The organism is Spirosoma arboris (genome assembly GCF_009754945.1).
Classification (GTDB): domain Bacteria; phylum Bacteroidota; class Bacteroidia; order Cytophagales; family Spirosomataceae; genus Spirosoma; species Spirosoma arboris.
This window is the reverse complement of sequence record NZ_WPIN01000031.1, coordinates 1-16,609: the sequence shown is the minus strand read 5'-3', so window position 1 is coordinate 16,609 and position 16,609 is coordinate 1. Positions and strand designations below refer to the sequence as shown.

Genomic DNA, 16,609 nt, shown 5'->3' with positions numbered 1-16,609 from the left:
TAAATGTCCATTAGACTCAGGTAATCTATTGGCTTTTCTCCTCACTAAGTGTCAACCTGGTCTCCTGATCTAAGAAATAATGGCGATAGGTACCAATCCCCCAAAAGTAAACGTTTAGCCAGAAGTCTTGATCGGAACAACTGGTTAAGATGACTTACTCTGGCTGCTATCAACTGGACATAAGTATAGGCGATCTTAGCCGCTAATATTGTTAAAGTCGGCAAGACTCTTTCTAAGCAAGAGACAACTGGAAGTAGGTTAGCGTACTCCGCTTCTTTACCAGAGGAATTGTTTCTAGCTCGGTATGCGGTCATTAGCGGTGAACTTGTCGATTTGTTTAAGCATGGGTTTCAGCCTGCTTACCTGTGTGGACCCAGTTGAATCAACCATCAATAGCTCGCTGAATGTCTTGATTGTTGATGGTACCCTTACCGATAAAGCAGAGACGCAACTTATTCGACTTAGTCGCTCTCAGGCAGATCGACTCACCGGTCGATTCGGGTATGTACCCGTCACCAAGGCCAATGTTCAGATCGTCGTTGATTCCGTTGAGGTCGTGGTGGCCGAAGAAACCACCGATGGTCGCTATCAACTACCTGCTGACTTCAAGGGCCAAGTCGGTCATGTTTACCAACTCAAGTTCACCTTAGCCGATGGTACCCGCTATGAATCCACCCCGGAGCTACTTCAGCCAGTGGCGCCGATTGGGCAAGTTCGAGCCCTATTTAATCCCACTAGCCTTACGTCTACTGAGCGATTAAATAATGTCTACTCGGCCGCTCATGATTTTTATGTGGACTTTACCGATCCGGCCGATCAACCCAATTATTACCGGTGGGACTGGATGGACTGGGAACGCCAGGAGTGGTGCCGCAGTTGCAACCGGGGACTCTACCAAATCAAAGATGCCCAAGGCAACTTAATCGAAGACTGTGTCAGTACCAATCTAAACTCATCCTTCACGGCTAGTTTTGATTACAATTGTCGAACGGCCTGTTGGGAAATTCTCTATAGTCATGACCTGGTTTTGTTCACGGATAAGTATAGCAATGGCAATCCGGTCAAGGGCTTACTCATTGGTCGGGTACCTCTATACTCCAAGGAGTCTTGCCTGGTTGAGCTTAGACAAAGCTCTTTAACCAAACAGGCTTATGCCTACTTTAACCGATTGAACGAGCAGACCCAATCTACGGGTGGAGTGGCGGGTGGTCAGCCTGCTTTGTTAGTGGGCAATGTGCATAATGTGGCGAAGGAAAATGAAGCCGTGGTCGGCTACTTCAGTGTATCGAGTGTTTCATCGGTCCGGTACTGGTTAAGCCGAAGTGATGCGACGGGTATTGCCCCTGGCTTATTTTTTGCCCTGAACGCTCGTGGTCCAGTTAATGAGCCCTCATCGGGTCGGGACCGTCCCCCGCTGGCCGTTTGTGTCCCGAGTGATAGCCGAACGCCCTTCAAGCCAGAAGGCTGGCAAAACTGACTTTTGCAACAGTCATGGAGATTATATAACAAAAACGTTGAAGCCTATGAAAACTTTCTGTATTTACTTACTGCTGAGCTTTATCTCCTTAAGCCAGGTCGTTGGTCAGAAAAAAAATTACTCATTACAGGAGGATTCTACATTTACTCGAGAAATTGCTCGCTTTATTCGCTATCCAGATAATGCCCGTCAGCAACAGTTAGTTGCTAAAGTCTACACTAGCTTTGTTATTAGTGATCAAGGCAAAATCGAACAAATTAAAATCCTGAACTTTTCCGATGTTATACCGGCTTTTCAACAAGCCGTTATGGATGCATTAGCAGAGCTACCGAATCGAAAAATCATTTATCAAGGTACTTATCTTCTGCCTATAAGTTTTCAGCTGGAAGGTGAGAATCAAATTAAAAAACCTACGGATGAAGACAAAAACTTGATCGAAAAGCTTAATAAACACACACTGCTCAAGGAAGTGTATGTAACCGCTTATATGTAATTATTTTAAGTTCTATTGCTATAATATATTAGTTCCCTTTTTTATTTTAGTTATATAAATTTCAAAAAAAGTATACTATTTGTTGCTGATCAATTTGACCAAGTATTGTATTTTTTAGAGAAGTATCAAATGTGAATCAGCTACTAAAGTAAGCCTGCAAAAAGCTATTGAACGATTCTCAACCCACCCATGTACTGTCCTGTGACGCGGTAGGTAGTGGTATCCGCTAAACTTAGCCCTTTCCGTACCGCACCAGTCCAAGTGAAAACGTATTGCCCATTCTGTCGCTTAATGGACAAGCTTGTACCATTAGCATGATAATCCGTATGCAGAACCGGATCCACATCTCTGAGCCAAAACATAGCCAGTGATTCTGGGCTGCCATCATAAAGAAAACTGTTAAAGAAGAATGTTCCTTCTGGAATAGTGCCTGATTGAGTAGGCACAATACTGAAACTTAGAGACGTATTGCGTGTATCTGGGCTGGTGAGAACGATAACCCATACCGAAGTACTAGTACTGGCGTGAGTTAGTGAAGCAGTCGCTTGGTTAAATGAACCGACTACAATGTTATTCAAACTGGTCTGACCATTGCTCAGCGAAGTCGGTATTACATTGGTCTCAGGCTTTGAACAAGCCAGCATCGCACAAAGCAGAGAACTACCCAATAAGGAAAGCAATGTGGACTTCATAATCTATAGGATTTAATTCGTGGTCAATTAACAAATAAGCGCGCTTATTGTGATATTTTAATATACAACTTTAATATACTATTAATTTGAGTGTTATATAAGCGGCAATATGTTTAAAATCCCAAAAATGGTTAGGTATAATAAATAGTGGCGAGCTAACAGGTTCCACCTGTCTCGTGACAATATAATGACCATTTGTATTGTAGAATCATCATTACCCCCTTTCGTACTTTACTTCCCAAAGTACGAAAATTGTTCCTTGATCTCTGCCACGTCGATCAATGATGTCAGCGGCTGAATTGAATCTTAGTAGTGAGATGTTAACAAACGCTGGCTCTGCAAAGGGCTGGCGTTTGTTGTTCCATAACGGCAAGAATAGTCGTCGATTTCCAATCAAGAGTTCTGCTCCTCAGCTTTAGACTACCCTTTTTCAAAAGGGGTATGGCAGACCTCCCCTAATAAAAGAGATATTAAAACTTGATTAACTCGTTGACTGTCAATTGAAAAACAGATAGTTTGTAAGTCATATGACTTTATATCTCCTCAACTAGCTTCGATCATGATTAAACTGTATTCTTCTCTCTTGCTTTGGTTAACTGTTTCCAGGTTAGGATTAGCCCAAACCAACTATGTCGCTAATACAGGCAACAATTCCTCAACCGGTGCTTATAATACGCTGGTAGGTGTACAAGCTGGGTTTAACGTTGGCTCCTCGGGTCAAGGTAACCTGTTCAGCGGTTATCAGGCGGGTTATGCTACAACCTCTGGTACTAATAATGTTTATCTGGGTCTGGGAGCCGCTTACAATAATACGACTGGCACTCAGAATGTGGCGGTTGGCTATCAGGCTGGTGTAGGGTCTGGAGCTAATAATAACAACAACGTATCGATTGGCTATCAAGCGGGAGTAGGGTCTGGTTCGGTATCCGATGCGGTGAGTATTGGCTTTCAGGCTGGACATACTAGTACAGGATCAGACAACGTATTTATTGGTTCACAAAGTGGAAAAACCAACTCAACCGGGTCTGGTAACTCCTTTGTGGGCTATACTGCCGGCCAAGCCAATACAACGGGGTCTGGTAACTCTTTTTTAGGTACTCAGGCCGGTCAAGCCAATACGAGCGGGACTAATAATTCCTTTGTTGGTTTTGGGGCGGGAGCTTATAGTACGGGGAGTTATAATTCCTTTTTGGGGTATAATGCTGGCTTTTACACCATCGGAGCAGGTAATTCCTTTCTTGGCGTAAATGCTGGCTATTTCAATTCAACGGGTAATAATAATTCCTTTGTCGGCAGCCAAGCTGGTTACTACAATTCAGCGGGTAGTAATAATTCCTTTGTCGGCACTGGATCAGGAGCTTCCAATAAAACGGGGAGCTTAAATTCTTTTGTGGGCAGTGGTGCTGGTGGTAGCAATACAAGTGGTCAACAGAACACGGTAATGGGGTATACTGCTGGATACACGAATGTCAGCGGTAATTTTAATGTCATAATTGGCGATTCGGCCGGGTTCAAGAACACCGTCTCGGGTAACACCTTTATCGGCTCCAAGTCAGGCTACAATAACACCACCGCGACGAATAATACCTTCCTTGGCTATCATGCGGGCTATAACGTCACTACGGGTAACAACAATATCATTATTGGGCCAACCTCAGGTACGGCCATTACGGATGGGAGCGATAACGTGCTGATGGGTTATAACACACAGGCCGAGGATGGGCTGCACAATGCTACTGCCATTGGCTCAGGTGCTCGTGTAGCCATTAGTGATGCCTTGATTCTAGGCAATCAGACCAAAGTCGGCATTGGCACCTCTGCGCCGACCGCCATGTTGCATGTGACTAGTCCACAGACGAATGAATCTGGCTTACGCTTGGAGCAGTTAACCTCGAACAGTCCCGCAACTCGTTCAACTGATCAGTTTCTGACCGTCAATGAGAGGGGCGATGTGGTCAAGGCACGGTATCAATTACGGATCAACAACGCTAGTGAATGGAGTGATAAGGTGTTTGCACCGGGCTATAGACTGCAGTCATTGGCTGAGGTAAAGAAGTACATCGATGCCAACCAGCATTTGCCGGGTGTACCCTCGGCTGAGCAAGTCGTCAACAAGGGTGTTGATTTGGTCAAGATGAATGCTACTCTGCTAGAGAAGGTAGAAGAATTGACTCTATACAGCATTCAACTGGAAAAGATGAACCAGCAGCAAAACGAGGAACTACAGTCTATCAAGCGGGAGCAGGCTCAGTTAAAACAAATGCTACAACAGGTGTTAAACCATAAATAATGAGATAATCGGTGTAGGTAGTGTAGGAAATGTAGGCTGAAATAACAATCTTTTTTTCTGCCTGTTCCCTTTTGCATGCTTTCTATCACAATGGGGCGCAGGTAGACTAGCCCCTAAGGACAAAGCCTGGCTTATAGAGCTGGGCTTTTTTCGTGTGGCACTTAGGGCACTGGAATTATCGCCTTTATAGCGTGTTGCGGAGTAGGAAAAATAAGTTAATTCAATCCATTTCGGCACTAAAAGCAAGAACGTTAAGCCAGATCCGAAGCGCCAATTTTTGTCATTCTTATCGACAGAGGATACGAGATATTAGCTAAACTAGTTAGCGTTAACTATTGTATGGCCGATTGTAGGAGTGGAATTTTGATTGATCAGACAAAGCTCCTACAATTATGAAAAACGCGAGATGGATACTGCTGCTGCTGCTTGGGCTGTGGTCTATTGGGGGACGGGGCCAGAATCCTCCGCTGATTGGCCCCAAAGTGCCGCCACCACCGGAAACTCCGCTATTGGACCCACAAGGGGACAGGGCTCTGAAAATATTGTTTAACGTGTCGGTCGACCTGGCCAAACAGGAACTGTTAAACTCCTCCGCTGCTGGTACACCCTATGCAAATCGGGACGCAGTGGGTACCAGCCTTCGCTACAATGCGGCTATTTTATTACTGACTGGGGTCAACCAACTAATCAATAACTGGCGCGACTTTCTGAATTCGCCACATTCGTACCGAAGCCCTAATCCACCCGACCCGGCTACACTGGTGGCCTCTATCGATGGAGTGCCCGAGCCGGTAGCACCCACCGACAACGATTCGTTCCTGAATCATCTTGATGTGGCCTACGGACTTCAACTGATTGGCAAGGGTGGCAAGATGGGTACGTCCACGACCCGGATGACTTACCTCGAAGTTCCAGCCTACATCCTGTACAATCACGACCTGCCCAATGGGAAAGGGCAGGTGTTCGGTGGCCTGGGTTTTTACCTGGCATACGGATTAGGGGGAACCATTACCGATTCGGCTTTCCCAGGGTCGGTATCGGCATTCGACAAAAACAGCGGCTATAAACACTTCGATGCGGGACTCCTGCTTACGGCAGGGTATCAATTACCACAAAGCCTGCGTTTGAGTGTAGCCTATGAATTAGGCTTAGTGAATCTGGTTCCCAATGGCGGAGCTTACGACAAAGTTAAGAATCGTGTCTGGAGTCTCAACGTGGCCTACCCGCTCAATAAACTGACTGCATTAGTCAAAAAGAAATAACCCGTGCCGTTTTCTTATACATTCCACTCCTTTGGTATGCCTAACTGACGGGCCTAGTGGGCAGGAGAGCCACGGATACAGTAATCAAACCGCTTTACCAAGCCTAGAAAATCATATGTAAGCCCTGATTTTAAGGAAAATAGGGTAAAAAATAGTAGGTCAGTGTAGGTATTCAAACAAGGTTGTTCGGGACAATCATCTTGTCGTTGCTCGATGGATTGGTCAAATAAATCCAGATAAGCTTTTTCGAATACTAGCAGGAGTTTATCAAATCGTTTTTGATCTAAACCCCTTGCTGATCGCCACTGCCGTTCTGTCTTTAAATCGGTAATTAAAAGTTTCATATTCCAAAATTAACCCACTGCAACAAGTCTAATCGGCGACCTCCTGCTTTTTTTGAGTGAATGTAGCCGGGAAGCGTGGTAGTCAATTGTCAAAAGAGCAAATAGAAGGCTATAGACAAGTGCTGACGGAAGCATTGGCCTAAAAGAAACGGGAAAAAGACGATATAAAAAAGGTGTATTTTCCCTATCAGGACGACAGTAGAGCCAAGTAGCCAAAGTACTTTAGTTTGCCAATTGGCAATTACATGAAAGGATTTCTGGTGTCTTCCTGTGTTTACGTTATATCCTTAGTCTTTTCATTGGACCAGGGGACATCTCCTCGTACCCATTCCAGTAGACACCTTAGTAAGCGGCAAGTCTCTTAATGAATTTATTCCTGCTGAGATTGTCAGAGAACACTAACTTACACTAAAGGTGAGAAGAAAACATTCTACACCATGAAAAGAAGCCAACTTAGCCTGTTTGTCAGCGCTTTTGTCATCCTGGTACTGATTCTCACGAATCCAGACATAGACGAGCATCGGGCAACGATTAAGGCGCTCTATTTGGAAAAAGCTGGTAATGAGATTTTTGAGGAGGTAAAAGCAAGTGGAGAAAAAGAGATGTTGGGCGCTAGTCTTATGGACAAAACGATCAGCAGTCTAATATTCCGGGATAATTACGTCGTATTTTCATTAACCAAGGTGAGCCTCAATAACTATAATGATGTAATTGGACTGGGAATCCTGGGGAATGTATTTCTTTTTAAGCAAGACAATACACTGAAATTATATAATTTTTAATCATCGAATTTAATTCCACAATGAAACGATTCTTTACCTTCCTCTTTTTACTTCCAATTCTATCCTTTTCACAAACCAACTTTATCGGAACACCCAACTCTACCTCTCTTGGAGCTTACAATATCTTAATTGGCCTAAGAGTCGGTCAAAATATGGCTTCAAATGGATGGTACAATACATTTGTTGGCTTTCAAGCTGGCCAGAATAATACAGAAGGTTCTGGCAATACAATGATAGGTAGTCAAGCTGGTCAGAGTAATACGACAGGCTTAAGTAATGTGTTTGTCGGAACGGCAGCCGGTCTAGCTAACACAGTAGGGTTAGATAACGTGTTTATTGGCAGGGAAGCCGGACTTAGTAACTCATCGGGTAGGTTTAATACTTTTTTTGGCTCTTCATCTGGCTCAAAAAATACGACTGGCTACAGTAACATTTCTGTTGGGCAATTTGCTGGTTATGCCAATCAAGCAGGACATAATAATGTAATGGTTGGCGATTCGGCTGGACTGAACAGTGTTAATTCCTATAATGTTTTTGTTGGCTCAAAGGCCGGCTACAGTAATTCAAACGGTGGGCATAATACATTGTTAGGTTATAACGCAGGCTATACTAACACAACTGGAGAGGATAATGTATTTACAGGCTACAAAGCTGGCTATAATAATACAACAGGGAATGCAAATGTTTTTTTGGGAAGCACAGCTGGTTTTCATAATACATATGGATTCCAAAATGTATTCCTAGGTCTAGGGGCTGGCCAATCTAACACAACCGGAAATAGCAATTTATTTGCTGGAAGCGGTACGGGCTCTGCAAATATATCAGGCATCAATAATGTGTTTTTAGGAAATGCTACTGGGGGTAATAATGAAACCGGCAACAACAACGTGTTCCTTGGCGTACTGGCAGGCTTTGCAAATCAAAAAAGCAGTAACAATATTTTTATTGGCTTTTCTGCTGCCGCCAATTTCAGCACAGGCTCAAATAATATTGTCATTGGCCCTAACTCTGGTACGGCCATTACAACTAGTGATGACAATATTCTGATTGGCTATAATAGTCATAGTGAAGACGGCCTGCACAATGCCACAGCTATTGGCTCCGGTTCCCGAGTCGCCATCAGCAACGCCCTGATACTGGGCAATCAGGCCAACGTTGGTATAGGAACTTCAGCGCCTACGGCCAGTCTCCATGTAAACAGTCAAGAGGCTAATCAATCCGGTGTGCGACTGGAACAACTAACAGCATCTAGTCCAACCTCTCGCTCGACCGATCAATTCCTCACAGTCAACGAGCAAGGGGATGTCGTCAAGGCCCGGTATCTGCTACGGATTAATAATCCTTCTGAATGGAGCGATAAAGTATTTGCACCAGGCTATCACTTGCAATCATTGGCCGAGGTAAAGAAATACATCGATGCGAACCAGCATTTACCAGGTTTACCGTCGGCAGAGCAGGTAGTTGAGGACGGTGTTGATCTGGTAAAGATGAATGCTACCCTGCTGGAGAAAGTGGAGGAACTGACTCTGTATAGTATTCAGTTGGAGAAGGCACGTCAACAGGATCAGCAGGAGTTACAGGCTGTGAAGCAAAAGCAGGCTGAACTGGAATGTTTGTTAAAGGAGGTTTTAAGCCGGAAATAGCGGTATCGTTTGGGTGCTCGTCTAATCGTGTAGGAATCTAAACGTGGCAGGTCTTTAACGCTGGCTCTGATAGGGATTACGTCACTGTACGATTCAAAATAAGGATTTGTAGTGGATTACTTTGGTTGGACTTTATAAAGGATTCGTCCATATCCGGGCTGACCAAACCCGTTAATCCCCTCGACTACGGCCTGAATCGTCGTAACCCGGTCGGTTGTATAAAATAAAATCCTCGCCTGGCCATTCTTATCCGTTTGAAGAGCAGGATTCCAATAGAGGGTCGATCGGTAATCAACAGGCTTGGGCGACTGATGCTCCATTAAGGGAGACGAATAAAATTCCCGGCTAACCGCATAGCCCACTAGTTGCCTGATCACCTGATTGATATGCTTACCGGCCTCAGGTCCTTGCTTGGTTAGCATATTGATCACCCCGTCTCCGTCCGGAGCTCCCGCATAAACCAAATCAATGGCCGCCACATCAGATGCACTTAATGCGTCAAGGGCATCCCCCGAGACGGGCATCCCATCGATCATATAAATAGGCTTGGTAAACCGGGAACGACCAATTAATTGACTCGCCGAATGTTTGCCCGAGGTCATCTGATCGGTTACTTTGATCGTCTGATCCGGTATCCCGTACCCTTGCCGCCGGGCATCCGTTCGGCTGGCATCTAACCGCTTCGCCTTCACGTTCACCGCCTGCAGCAGCCGCCCTCCATTGGCACGAAGTTGTTTCATAAACGCCTGCATTTCAAGGGTCTGGTTGACTGAGGCCTGCCGCTCCGCTACGCGATCCACAACCCAGGGAGGTAAAGCCACAAAAGGTGGTGGTGGCGGGGAAGTCAACGCAAACTTAATTGGTCGATTTGTTCGATGGCGCAGGATTAGCGTGGCCGTATCCGAAAATAACAGATTTTCAAGCGCTAGCCGACCTTCTTTATCGGTCGTGATATTCAGTGGCACCAGTTGCCGATTGGTCTTCAACATGCCCGTCAGCACCGCTTCACGCGCTACTTTCTGATCATCTCGGTAGCGCACCTGGCCGACTATGCTCAAGCCGGTTTCCGGCTTAAAAACTGGTTGCAGGGTGCTATCGCTCAAAATCGCTTGCCAACTAAAACGTCGCCAGCCATGGGTCATCATCACATAATCAAGGTATTGGCGGGCATGAACCTGGGTGGTATCAAAATAATACTCTGGCTCCTCGATATACCCTTTTAAGTCGGAGCTAAGCAATAGATAGCTGCGCAGAGTGGCCTCATTAGGGGCAAACTCGAGCGCCTGCCCCCGATCAGTGACAGCTAGCGACAGTTGGGTAGTTACGGGTTTGCCAGCCGGATCGGTAACGGAGATTGACAGCGAAACCGGTTGCCCCGGCTGATAGCTGGCTTGATTCGCCTGAATACGGATGGTGAGTTGATGATGCCGGTTGATGAAGGCCAGACGCTCAGCGACTGGCTGAATATGCGTATCAAACAGGGTTAAATGCAGAATGCCATCCTGAGGAATCGAATCGTAGGGGATACTCACCCGTAGTTCGGGCTGATTGGCATCGAGTTGGTGCTGATAACAGATCTGTCCGCGCAGATGAGCCAGCAGAATCAGTTGTCCTGGTTGGGGCTGACTGGAATGAATTACTACCCGCACATGATGGGCATCCGTCAGGTTATCGACCGCTAGTTGATAGCCAGTGAGTAGGGCGGGGGGCAAATCGACTACTGCCTTTCGTCCATCCTGAGTGATAGCAATCGCCCGGTAGTGCTGATTGGCTTGGGGGGTGAGCGAAAAGGTACCCATGCCTTGATGAATACTGCGAAAATCGGTCAGCGTATCGCCTTGCTGATTCACCAGTACTCCCTGGATAAACAAGCTGTGGCCTTGTTTATCCAGGGCTTGAAAAGCGATCCGGCTGGTGAGTCCGATTACCAGGTGCCCTCCTTCGGGAAAGAGCTGTAAGATGAGCCCCGTCGTGAGAAGTGCGCCAGGCTGAGTTACCTGGTGGGTAGTGGCTTCAATGTGGATACGTTTGCGAAACATCCAGTCACTGTCTGTATTGCGCATCCAGTTGGTATAAGCCAGGAGTTGATAGGTGCCAGCGGGTAGCGTGTCGGGTAGGCTAATGGTCGTGGAGGCATGTCCACTGCTGTCGATGTGTAGAATTGGGCTCGCTTTGGATAGCCCCATGGAATCGAGCAAGTGCACATATAGGGTTTGGCTGGGGGCCTTGGGGCTATGGTCCGTTGCGTTCACTCGATAAGCCGCTAACCAGATGGTATCTCCGGCTACGTATTGAACCCGGTCAGTTTGGATATATACTTTTTCAAAAGGTTGAATCAGCGTTAAAGCAGTGGGTTTGGTTTGCCCATATCCAGTCGTAATTAGCCCCAGGCAATTGAACCATACCAAGCCTCGGATTCCTTTGAAAAGTAAGTCCACCATTATGCTATTTCTGACGTGTAGGTTGCCGTATTTCCCTCTTCTGCACCTTTAAGCGCTTTATGCCGAATAGTAATCCTTTCAGAATAGTAACCTTTTCATCCAGGAATAAGCTTTTTTAAATGATCTCTTTTAGTTCATTTTTTACCATTTGGTAAATCCATCGCCATTCATAGTCGAGAAATTTGTACCCATAAATAACTGAACAGCAAGCCACAATCGGGCATTGCTTTGCAATAGACAACGGCACATAGCCGGTTTGCGATTAATTTCTTTTACTCCCCCCAAACAAAAAACATGTTTGCAATAACTGGAATCACAGGCCATGTTGGCCGAGTGACTGGAGAGATATTGTTAAATCAGCACCGACCAGTCAGGGCGGTCGTACGGAATCCAGCCAAGGGAACTGAGTGGGCTGCACGGGGTGCAGCTGTAACTATAGCGGATTTATTCGACGAAAGCGCACTCACTGAAGCATTTCGCGGTGCGGAAGGTGTGTTTATTATGACACCTCCAGCGCTAGACTTTGAAAACGTCATTGAACAGCACCAACAGATGCTGGATGCCATTCTAGGGGCGCTAAAAAATGCCAGACCTGAAAAGGTGGTTTATCTGTCTTCTATCGGTGGACATTTACGAAAAGGCACAGGGGCGATCCGGAAATTGTATGACCTGGAACAGGCACTTACCCGTCTGGACATTCCAACCGCTGGCATTAGGGCGGGCTGGTTTATGGAGAACTTTACCGGAAGTATTCCTCCAGCTATTCAATCGGGACTATTACACAGCTTTTTAAATCCTACTGACCTACTTATACCGATGATCGCCGTAAACGATATCGGTAAGCTGGCGGCTGATCTGCTGGCCCAGTCATGGACGGGACCCCGTATCATCGAACTCGAAGGACCTAGCCGATACTCGGCCGATAATGTAGCCTCTATTCTGGGTTACCATACAGATCGGTCAATCAGCGCGGTGCCTATTCCAGGTACCGACTATGAAAAAGTTTATTCCTCCTTTGGATTCACCCAGGATGCGTCCCGGCTGATGGCCGAAATGAACGACGGGTTTAACCGGCAATGGATAGTCTTCGAAGGCAGCAATACTGAGCATATGTGCGGGGAAACGTTGTTGGAAGACATGCTGAAGGCATATCTAACTAAACCGTCGTGATTGAAACCGTAAATCCCTTATGAGTAGCTGCCTACACTTTAAGTTTATAAGTACTAAAAGTATAGTTTTTTAAGATGAACCTGTTGACTTAGTTGATTGGTGATTTTTTCTTAACGAGGGCTATTAACTTTTTAAGTGGATAGGCCTGTTCATCAGGGTTGTTTTTCTGAAGATTGATCAAGCCTATCTCGTGGGCAATATTTAAACGCAGGCCTTGTGGTAGCTGATAGCCCGCCGTTACGTATAGCCCCGCGTCGAAGCGTTTGTAACCCGTCTGACTATCGAATGTGTTGGATGAAAAGTTTCCCGATTTGAGCCCGAAAATGGTCAATTTTGATTGGAAAACTGATAATAGATATCGACATAAGACAATTTTTCAACCGTTTACGAAAAGATTGTTATCGGCAAAGTATTGAATGACGATCATAGAGTTGACAACGCGCAAGGGGCACGTTTGTTAAATTCCTAACTAAGTCGTTTGTATGAAAACAATCTTTGATTCTATCCCGCTTGATGTTTCAAAACGAGTGCTTGACCTGTCGCAACAGGATTTAAACAAGCTCATTAGAATCTTTCCGAACCTAACGGCCGACGAGGTAACATTTCCGGTGCGAGGGGGCCAAACGCCGACCTTGTACCCTGGCTCATGGCGTCGGTTTCCACTGCAGATTGCCAAAACCTCAAAAGTCGTCTTTGATCAGCTTCAATTTCAGGTTACCGACGGTGGAGGCAACGTATCGAGCGTACACGATCCAACGTTTGACCCTGCCAATCCACATATTGTCTTACTTGCGGGCGCACGGTCGGGTACGTACACCTTGCTGGTACTGGCACCAGTGCTTAACCAGAATCCGCGCATCGTGGGTCGGTTGAAATTTACGGTGGACGGTCGACGAACGGCCGCGTCGGGCGATGGCCCACCTGTATGGATCGACGGGATCGTCAAGGGCTTAACATCGGGGCAGGCAGACTGGGGTGAAGGTGGGGCAGGAGGGCCAATCACGCAGACGTACCCAGAAGTGAAGCCAGCTCTAGGGGCTAAGCGGGTGCTGGTTTTACTGGTGGATACGAAAAGTGATCGGTTTTCGGCAGCTGAGGCAACAACGATGCTGGCAAATATGCGGGGTGCCCTAACCGACGGAATCGCTGACACGCTGGGGGATAATGTAACGCGCAGCGTACGAGCATTTTACGAAGAGATGTCTTACTACGTAAAGGGCGCTAGTCCGGCTATCGGGCTGACGATTGATGGGCGCGTGGACGGACCAATTTCTCTATCTGGCATGTGGGAAGATTACTTTCCGGCTGAATATACCCATGACACAGGCCCAGACCCAACAGACCCCGAACCAGATCCTGCTAAAAAGAAGCAGATTGTGACGCGTCGCTATTATGGCACAGCGGATCATTATCAGCCGATCATTGATGCCGTTGTTGACCGGAATAAAACGTTGGCTCCCAACCAGCAGATTGACTTACAAAACGTTGACATCCTCTGCCTGCTCATCCGGACAGTACGACCAACGAGCCCGACGGATGCGTTTAAATGCTACTGGCCACGTCGCCAGTATGTAACGATGAAGATTCCTGCACCCGTGGCCGGTAATCCAGGAGCAACGGTTGATAAAGACTTAGATCCCTTTAACCTGCCCGACGACTGGCCTACCTTTAGTGGGAATCGAACGTTCGAGGATACCATGAGTCATGAGTTCGGCCACAGTCTCGGGTTAGGCGATTTATACGGGCCAACGGTCTTTGATGTAGGGCCAAACGATCCTACAACAGGGCCATTCCGGAATTTATGGGATTTTGGCGCAAATACCTGGGATACCATGGCGTTTGAACAGCCGAACCCGCACTTTTCAATGGTCTCACGACTGAAACTGGGTTGGGTGCTTCCTCAATGGCTGAAACGATTCAACTTCCACATTAAGAACGATGTAGATGAAACGTTTTCTATCAGCGCAGTCGAGAAGGGTCCTCCTGCAGTGGGAGCGTTTATTGGGGCCGAAATCAGGATTGGGTCGAATTGGAACTACTATATTGAATACCGCTCGCATCAACCGGGCCAAATTGGTGATGTTGCCCTACCCGCCAATGATCGCGTGGTTTGTACCGACGCGATTGCGCAGGGATTTCAGGTAACGTCGCAGCGACCAGAGGTGATGTTGTTATTGAACGATCCAACCATTCAAAGTAACGGACCGATTCTGGGACCGAACCAGAGCTACTTAGAGCAGGATCCAAATGGGAATGGCAAGCAATTAAAGATTAGTGTATTAAGTATAAAAAATGGGCTGGCAACGGTGCGTGTCCAGTACAAAGTATTCGGTGTAGACCTGGGTATCAGACCCTGGCCAGCCAGCCCCGACCGGCCGTGGCAAAGCCCGGATATTGAAGTTCGCAACGAAAAGTCAAAGAACGATGCTACTTACTTCAACATGGCTTGGACGGGACAACCTAACGACGTAGTGGCTAAAATCACGAACAGTGGGACTGCCGACGCGCCAAACGTAGCGGTTAATATTTCAGTGAAAGACTACAATGTGGGCGGAGATACACCGCCTGTTCAACTGCTGGCCAAGGTAGTTAAAAACGTACCAGCCGGAGCGACGGTTGAATTTACAGCCCACCAGTGGATACCACCCAAAGATGGGCACTTCTGCATTTACGTCGAAATTCTTCCATATGCCACCGCCGGTCCTCCATTATTGGTCGATATGAACCCCGCCAATAATGTCGCTCAGTCAAACTACTCGACCAGCAACCTGGCTGCGGCCTCGCCAACGGAGCGAACCATTGCAACCGTGAAGGTGGGTAATCCGCACGACAGGCCAACCGTGGCGTATTTGATTCTGTCTCAGAACAATCCTTTCTACCGAACTTATTTGTCAAACCGCTGGATTCAACTCAAGGCGAAGGAAGTGCGAGAGGTGACCGTGATGATGGAGTCACGACTGGATTGGGACGAAGAACGCCAGGCGTTCGTGCCATTCATGAGTGCTATGGAATTGAGAGCCTTAACTGCTGGCCCAAACGCTGGAGAGTTACATAGACTTTTACTTCACCCCAATCAAGTGGCCTTGACAGCTTACATGCCTGACCCCACAACCGAGCACATGCATATAATCCGATTAATTGGTGGAGCGCAAATGCAGGTGCGTAGCGGGCGGAAAGTTCAAATTGTGGGCTTTGATGCCCATAATAACCGGGCATCCGGCCGAGTTCAGACGGCAGGTCATCAAAAACCAGTTAGAAGTGGGCAGGTAATCGTAATTTATTCAGACGGTTCGAAACAGGCTTACCTAACGCTACCGGTGGTTGACGGTTCATTTGCAACAAGCTCAACTGTACAAGGTGGTGGTTTTCAAAACTTCAAGCAGGCGCAGGCTTACTTTATACCGAATAGCTTATATGGCGAAGCCTACAGTCAGATTGTGCCTCTGAAATAAGTTGGACTAATTTTATACTAAGCCGCCCAAACTACATTGACTAGTTTGGGCGGTTGTTTACCAGGGTACACTGACCTATTTATGTTTTTGACCATCACCTGAGGTGTGCCGCTAAACCGGATCACCTCACTATACCCTTGTTTACTTTACCACCTCACTTACCAAAATGATAGGATTGATATTGGTGTAATTTGGAAAATCTGCACGAATAGCGTCTCTGTTTGGCCCTATAGCCGCTTGATAGTCGCTTATGCTTTTTACATAAAATATGCCGATAGCCATAAAAGGCAATGGTTGGTTAGGAATACCACTGGCAAGCCCTTTTTCAATGGTGTATTTGACCAAATTTGATCCTAAAAACCCGGCTACCATAGGCATGTGTTTCGTTTCATAGTACTCCATATTAAAGGTTTTACCTTCGGCATAAGGGTACATGACGGATACTTTAATTAAGCCTTTTTCAACAACAGCCGTGTTGTGCTTTTCTTGACTAAACGCAGAAAAACAAGTGGTTAAAAGAACAAACGTTACGATCAGTTTACATTTCATGATTAATTTATTTA

13 protein-coding genes are annotated in these 16,609 nt (G+C 46.5%); 8 read left to right on the top strand and 5 right to left on the bottom strand.

Annotated features, from left to right (window positions below):
* Positions 1–343: 343 nt before the first annotated feature.
* Both GO755_RS39165 and GO755_RS39160 read left to right on the top strand, forming a co-directional pair.
* Positions 344–1,477 (top strand): DUF4249 domain-containing protein, encoded by a 1,134-nt coding sequence (locus tag GO755_RS39165; protein ID WP_227687276.1) that lies wholly within the window; start codon positions 344–346, stop codon positions 1,475–1,477.
* A 46-nt stretch (positions 1,478–1,523) separates the two neighbouring features.
* Entirely contained in the window at positions 1,524–1,970 is a 447-nt protein-coding gene (locus tag GO755_RS39160) for an energy transducer TonB (RefSeq protein ID WP_198175062.1), read from the top strand.
* Positions 1,971–2,134: 164 nt separating this feature from the next.
* On the opposite strand, the gene GO755_RS39155 is transcribed toward GO755_RS39160, so the two are convergent.
* Positions 2,135–2,662 (bottom strand): hypothetical protein, encoded by a 528-nt coding sequence (locus GO755_RS39155; RefSeq protein WP_157590898.1) that lies wholly within the window; start codon positions 2,660–2,662, stop codon positions 2,135–2,137.
* A gap of 559 nt (positions 2,663–3,221) precedes the next feature.
* Between GO755_RS39155 and GO755_RS39150 the strand changes: the two genes are divergently transcribed.
* The gene (locus GO755_RS39150) at positions 3,222–4,952 is read left to right on the top strand and encodes a beta strand repeat-containing protein (protein WP_227687275.1); all 1,731 of its coding nucleotides are present in this window, start codon (positions 3,222–3,224) and stop codon (positions 4,950–4,952) included.
* 392 nt (positions 4,953–5,344) lie between these two features.
* Complete coding sequence (locus GO755_RS39145; RefSeq protein ID WP_157590897.1) at positions 5,345–6,214, top strand: outer membrane beta-barrel protein; 870 nt, start codon at positions 5,345–5,347, stop codon at positions 6,212–6,214.
* A gap of 53 nt (positions 6,215–6,267) precedes the next feature.
* Here the strand turns inward: GO755_RS39145 and GO755_RS39140 are convergent, their stop codons facing one another.
* The gene (locus tag GO755_RS39140; RefSeq protein ID WP_157590896.1) at positions 6,268–6,558 is read right to left on the bottom strand and encodes a hypothetical protein; all 291 of its coding nucleotides are present in this window, start codon (positions 6,556–6,558) and stop codon (positions 6,268–6,270) included.
* 437 nt (positions 6,559–6,995) lie between these two features.
* Here GO755_RS39140 and GO755_RS39135 point away from each other — a divergent pair, with 437 nt between their 5' ends.
* Together GO755_RS39135 and GO755_RS39130 are read left to right on the top strand one after the other, a co-directional pair.
* Positions 6,996–7,340, top strand: a complete 345-nt coding sequence (locus tag GO755_RS39135) for a DUF4359 domain-containing protein (protein WP_157590895.1) — start codon at positions 6,996–6,998, stop codon at positions 7,338–7,340.
* A gap of 20 nt (positions 7,341–7,360) precedes the next feature.
* A complete protein-coding gene (locus GO755_RS39130; RefSeq protein ID WP_157590894.1) occupies positions 7,361–8,983 on the top strand; it encodes a hypothetical protein in 1,623 nt (540 codons plus the stop codon).
* Between the two features lie 116 nt (positions 8,984–9,099).
* On the opposite strand, the gene GO755_RS39125 is transcribed toward GO755_RS39130, so the two are convergent.
* Positions 9,100–11,424 (bottom strand): hypothetical protein, encoded by a 2,325-nt coding sequence (locus GO755_RS39125; RefSeq protein ID WP_157590893.1) that lies wholly within the window; start codon positions 11,422–11,424, stop codon positions 9,100–9,102.
* Positions 11,425–11,718: 294 nt separating this feature from the next.
* Between GO755_RS39125 and GO755_RS39120 the strand changes: the two genes are divergently transcribed.
* Complete coding sequence (locus GO755_RS39120; protein WP_157590892.1) at positions 11,719–12,594, top strand: NmrA family NAD(P)-binding protein; 876 nt, start codon at positions 11,719–11,721, stop codon at positions 12,592–12,594.
* Between the two features lie 88 nt (positions 12,595–12,682).
* Here the strand turns inward: GO755_RS39120 and GO755_RS39115 are convergent, their stop codons facing one another.
* On the bottom strand, positions 12,683–12,925 hold the full coding sequence (locus GO755_RS39115; protein ID WP_157590891.1) for a hypothetical protein: 243 nt from the start codon (positions 12,923–12,925) through the stop codon (positions 12,683–12,685).
* Positions 12,926–13,076: 151 nt separating this feature from the next.
* Here GO755_RS39115 and GO755_RS39110 point away from each other — a divergent pair, with 151 nt between their 5' ends.
* Positions 13,077–16,046: a hypothetical protein gene (locus GO755_RS39110; RefSeq protein ID WP_157590890.1), complete on the top strand. Its 2,970-nt coding sequence runs from the start codon at positions 13,077–13,079 to the stop codon at positions 16,044–16,046.
* A gap of 141 nt (positions 16,047–16,187) precedes the next feature.
* On the opposite strand, the gene GO755_RS39105 is transcribed toward GO755_RS39110, so the two are convergent.
* Positions 16,188–16,609: EthD family reductase (locus GO755_RS39105; protein ID WP_317166046.1), on the bottom strand; the 422-nt coding region annotated here is incomplete at its 5' end.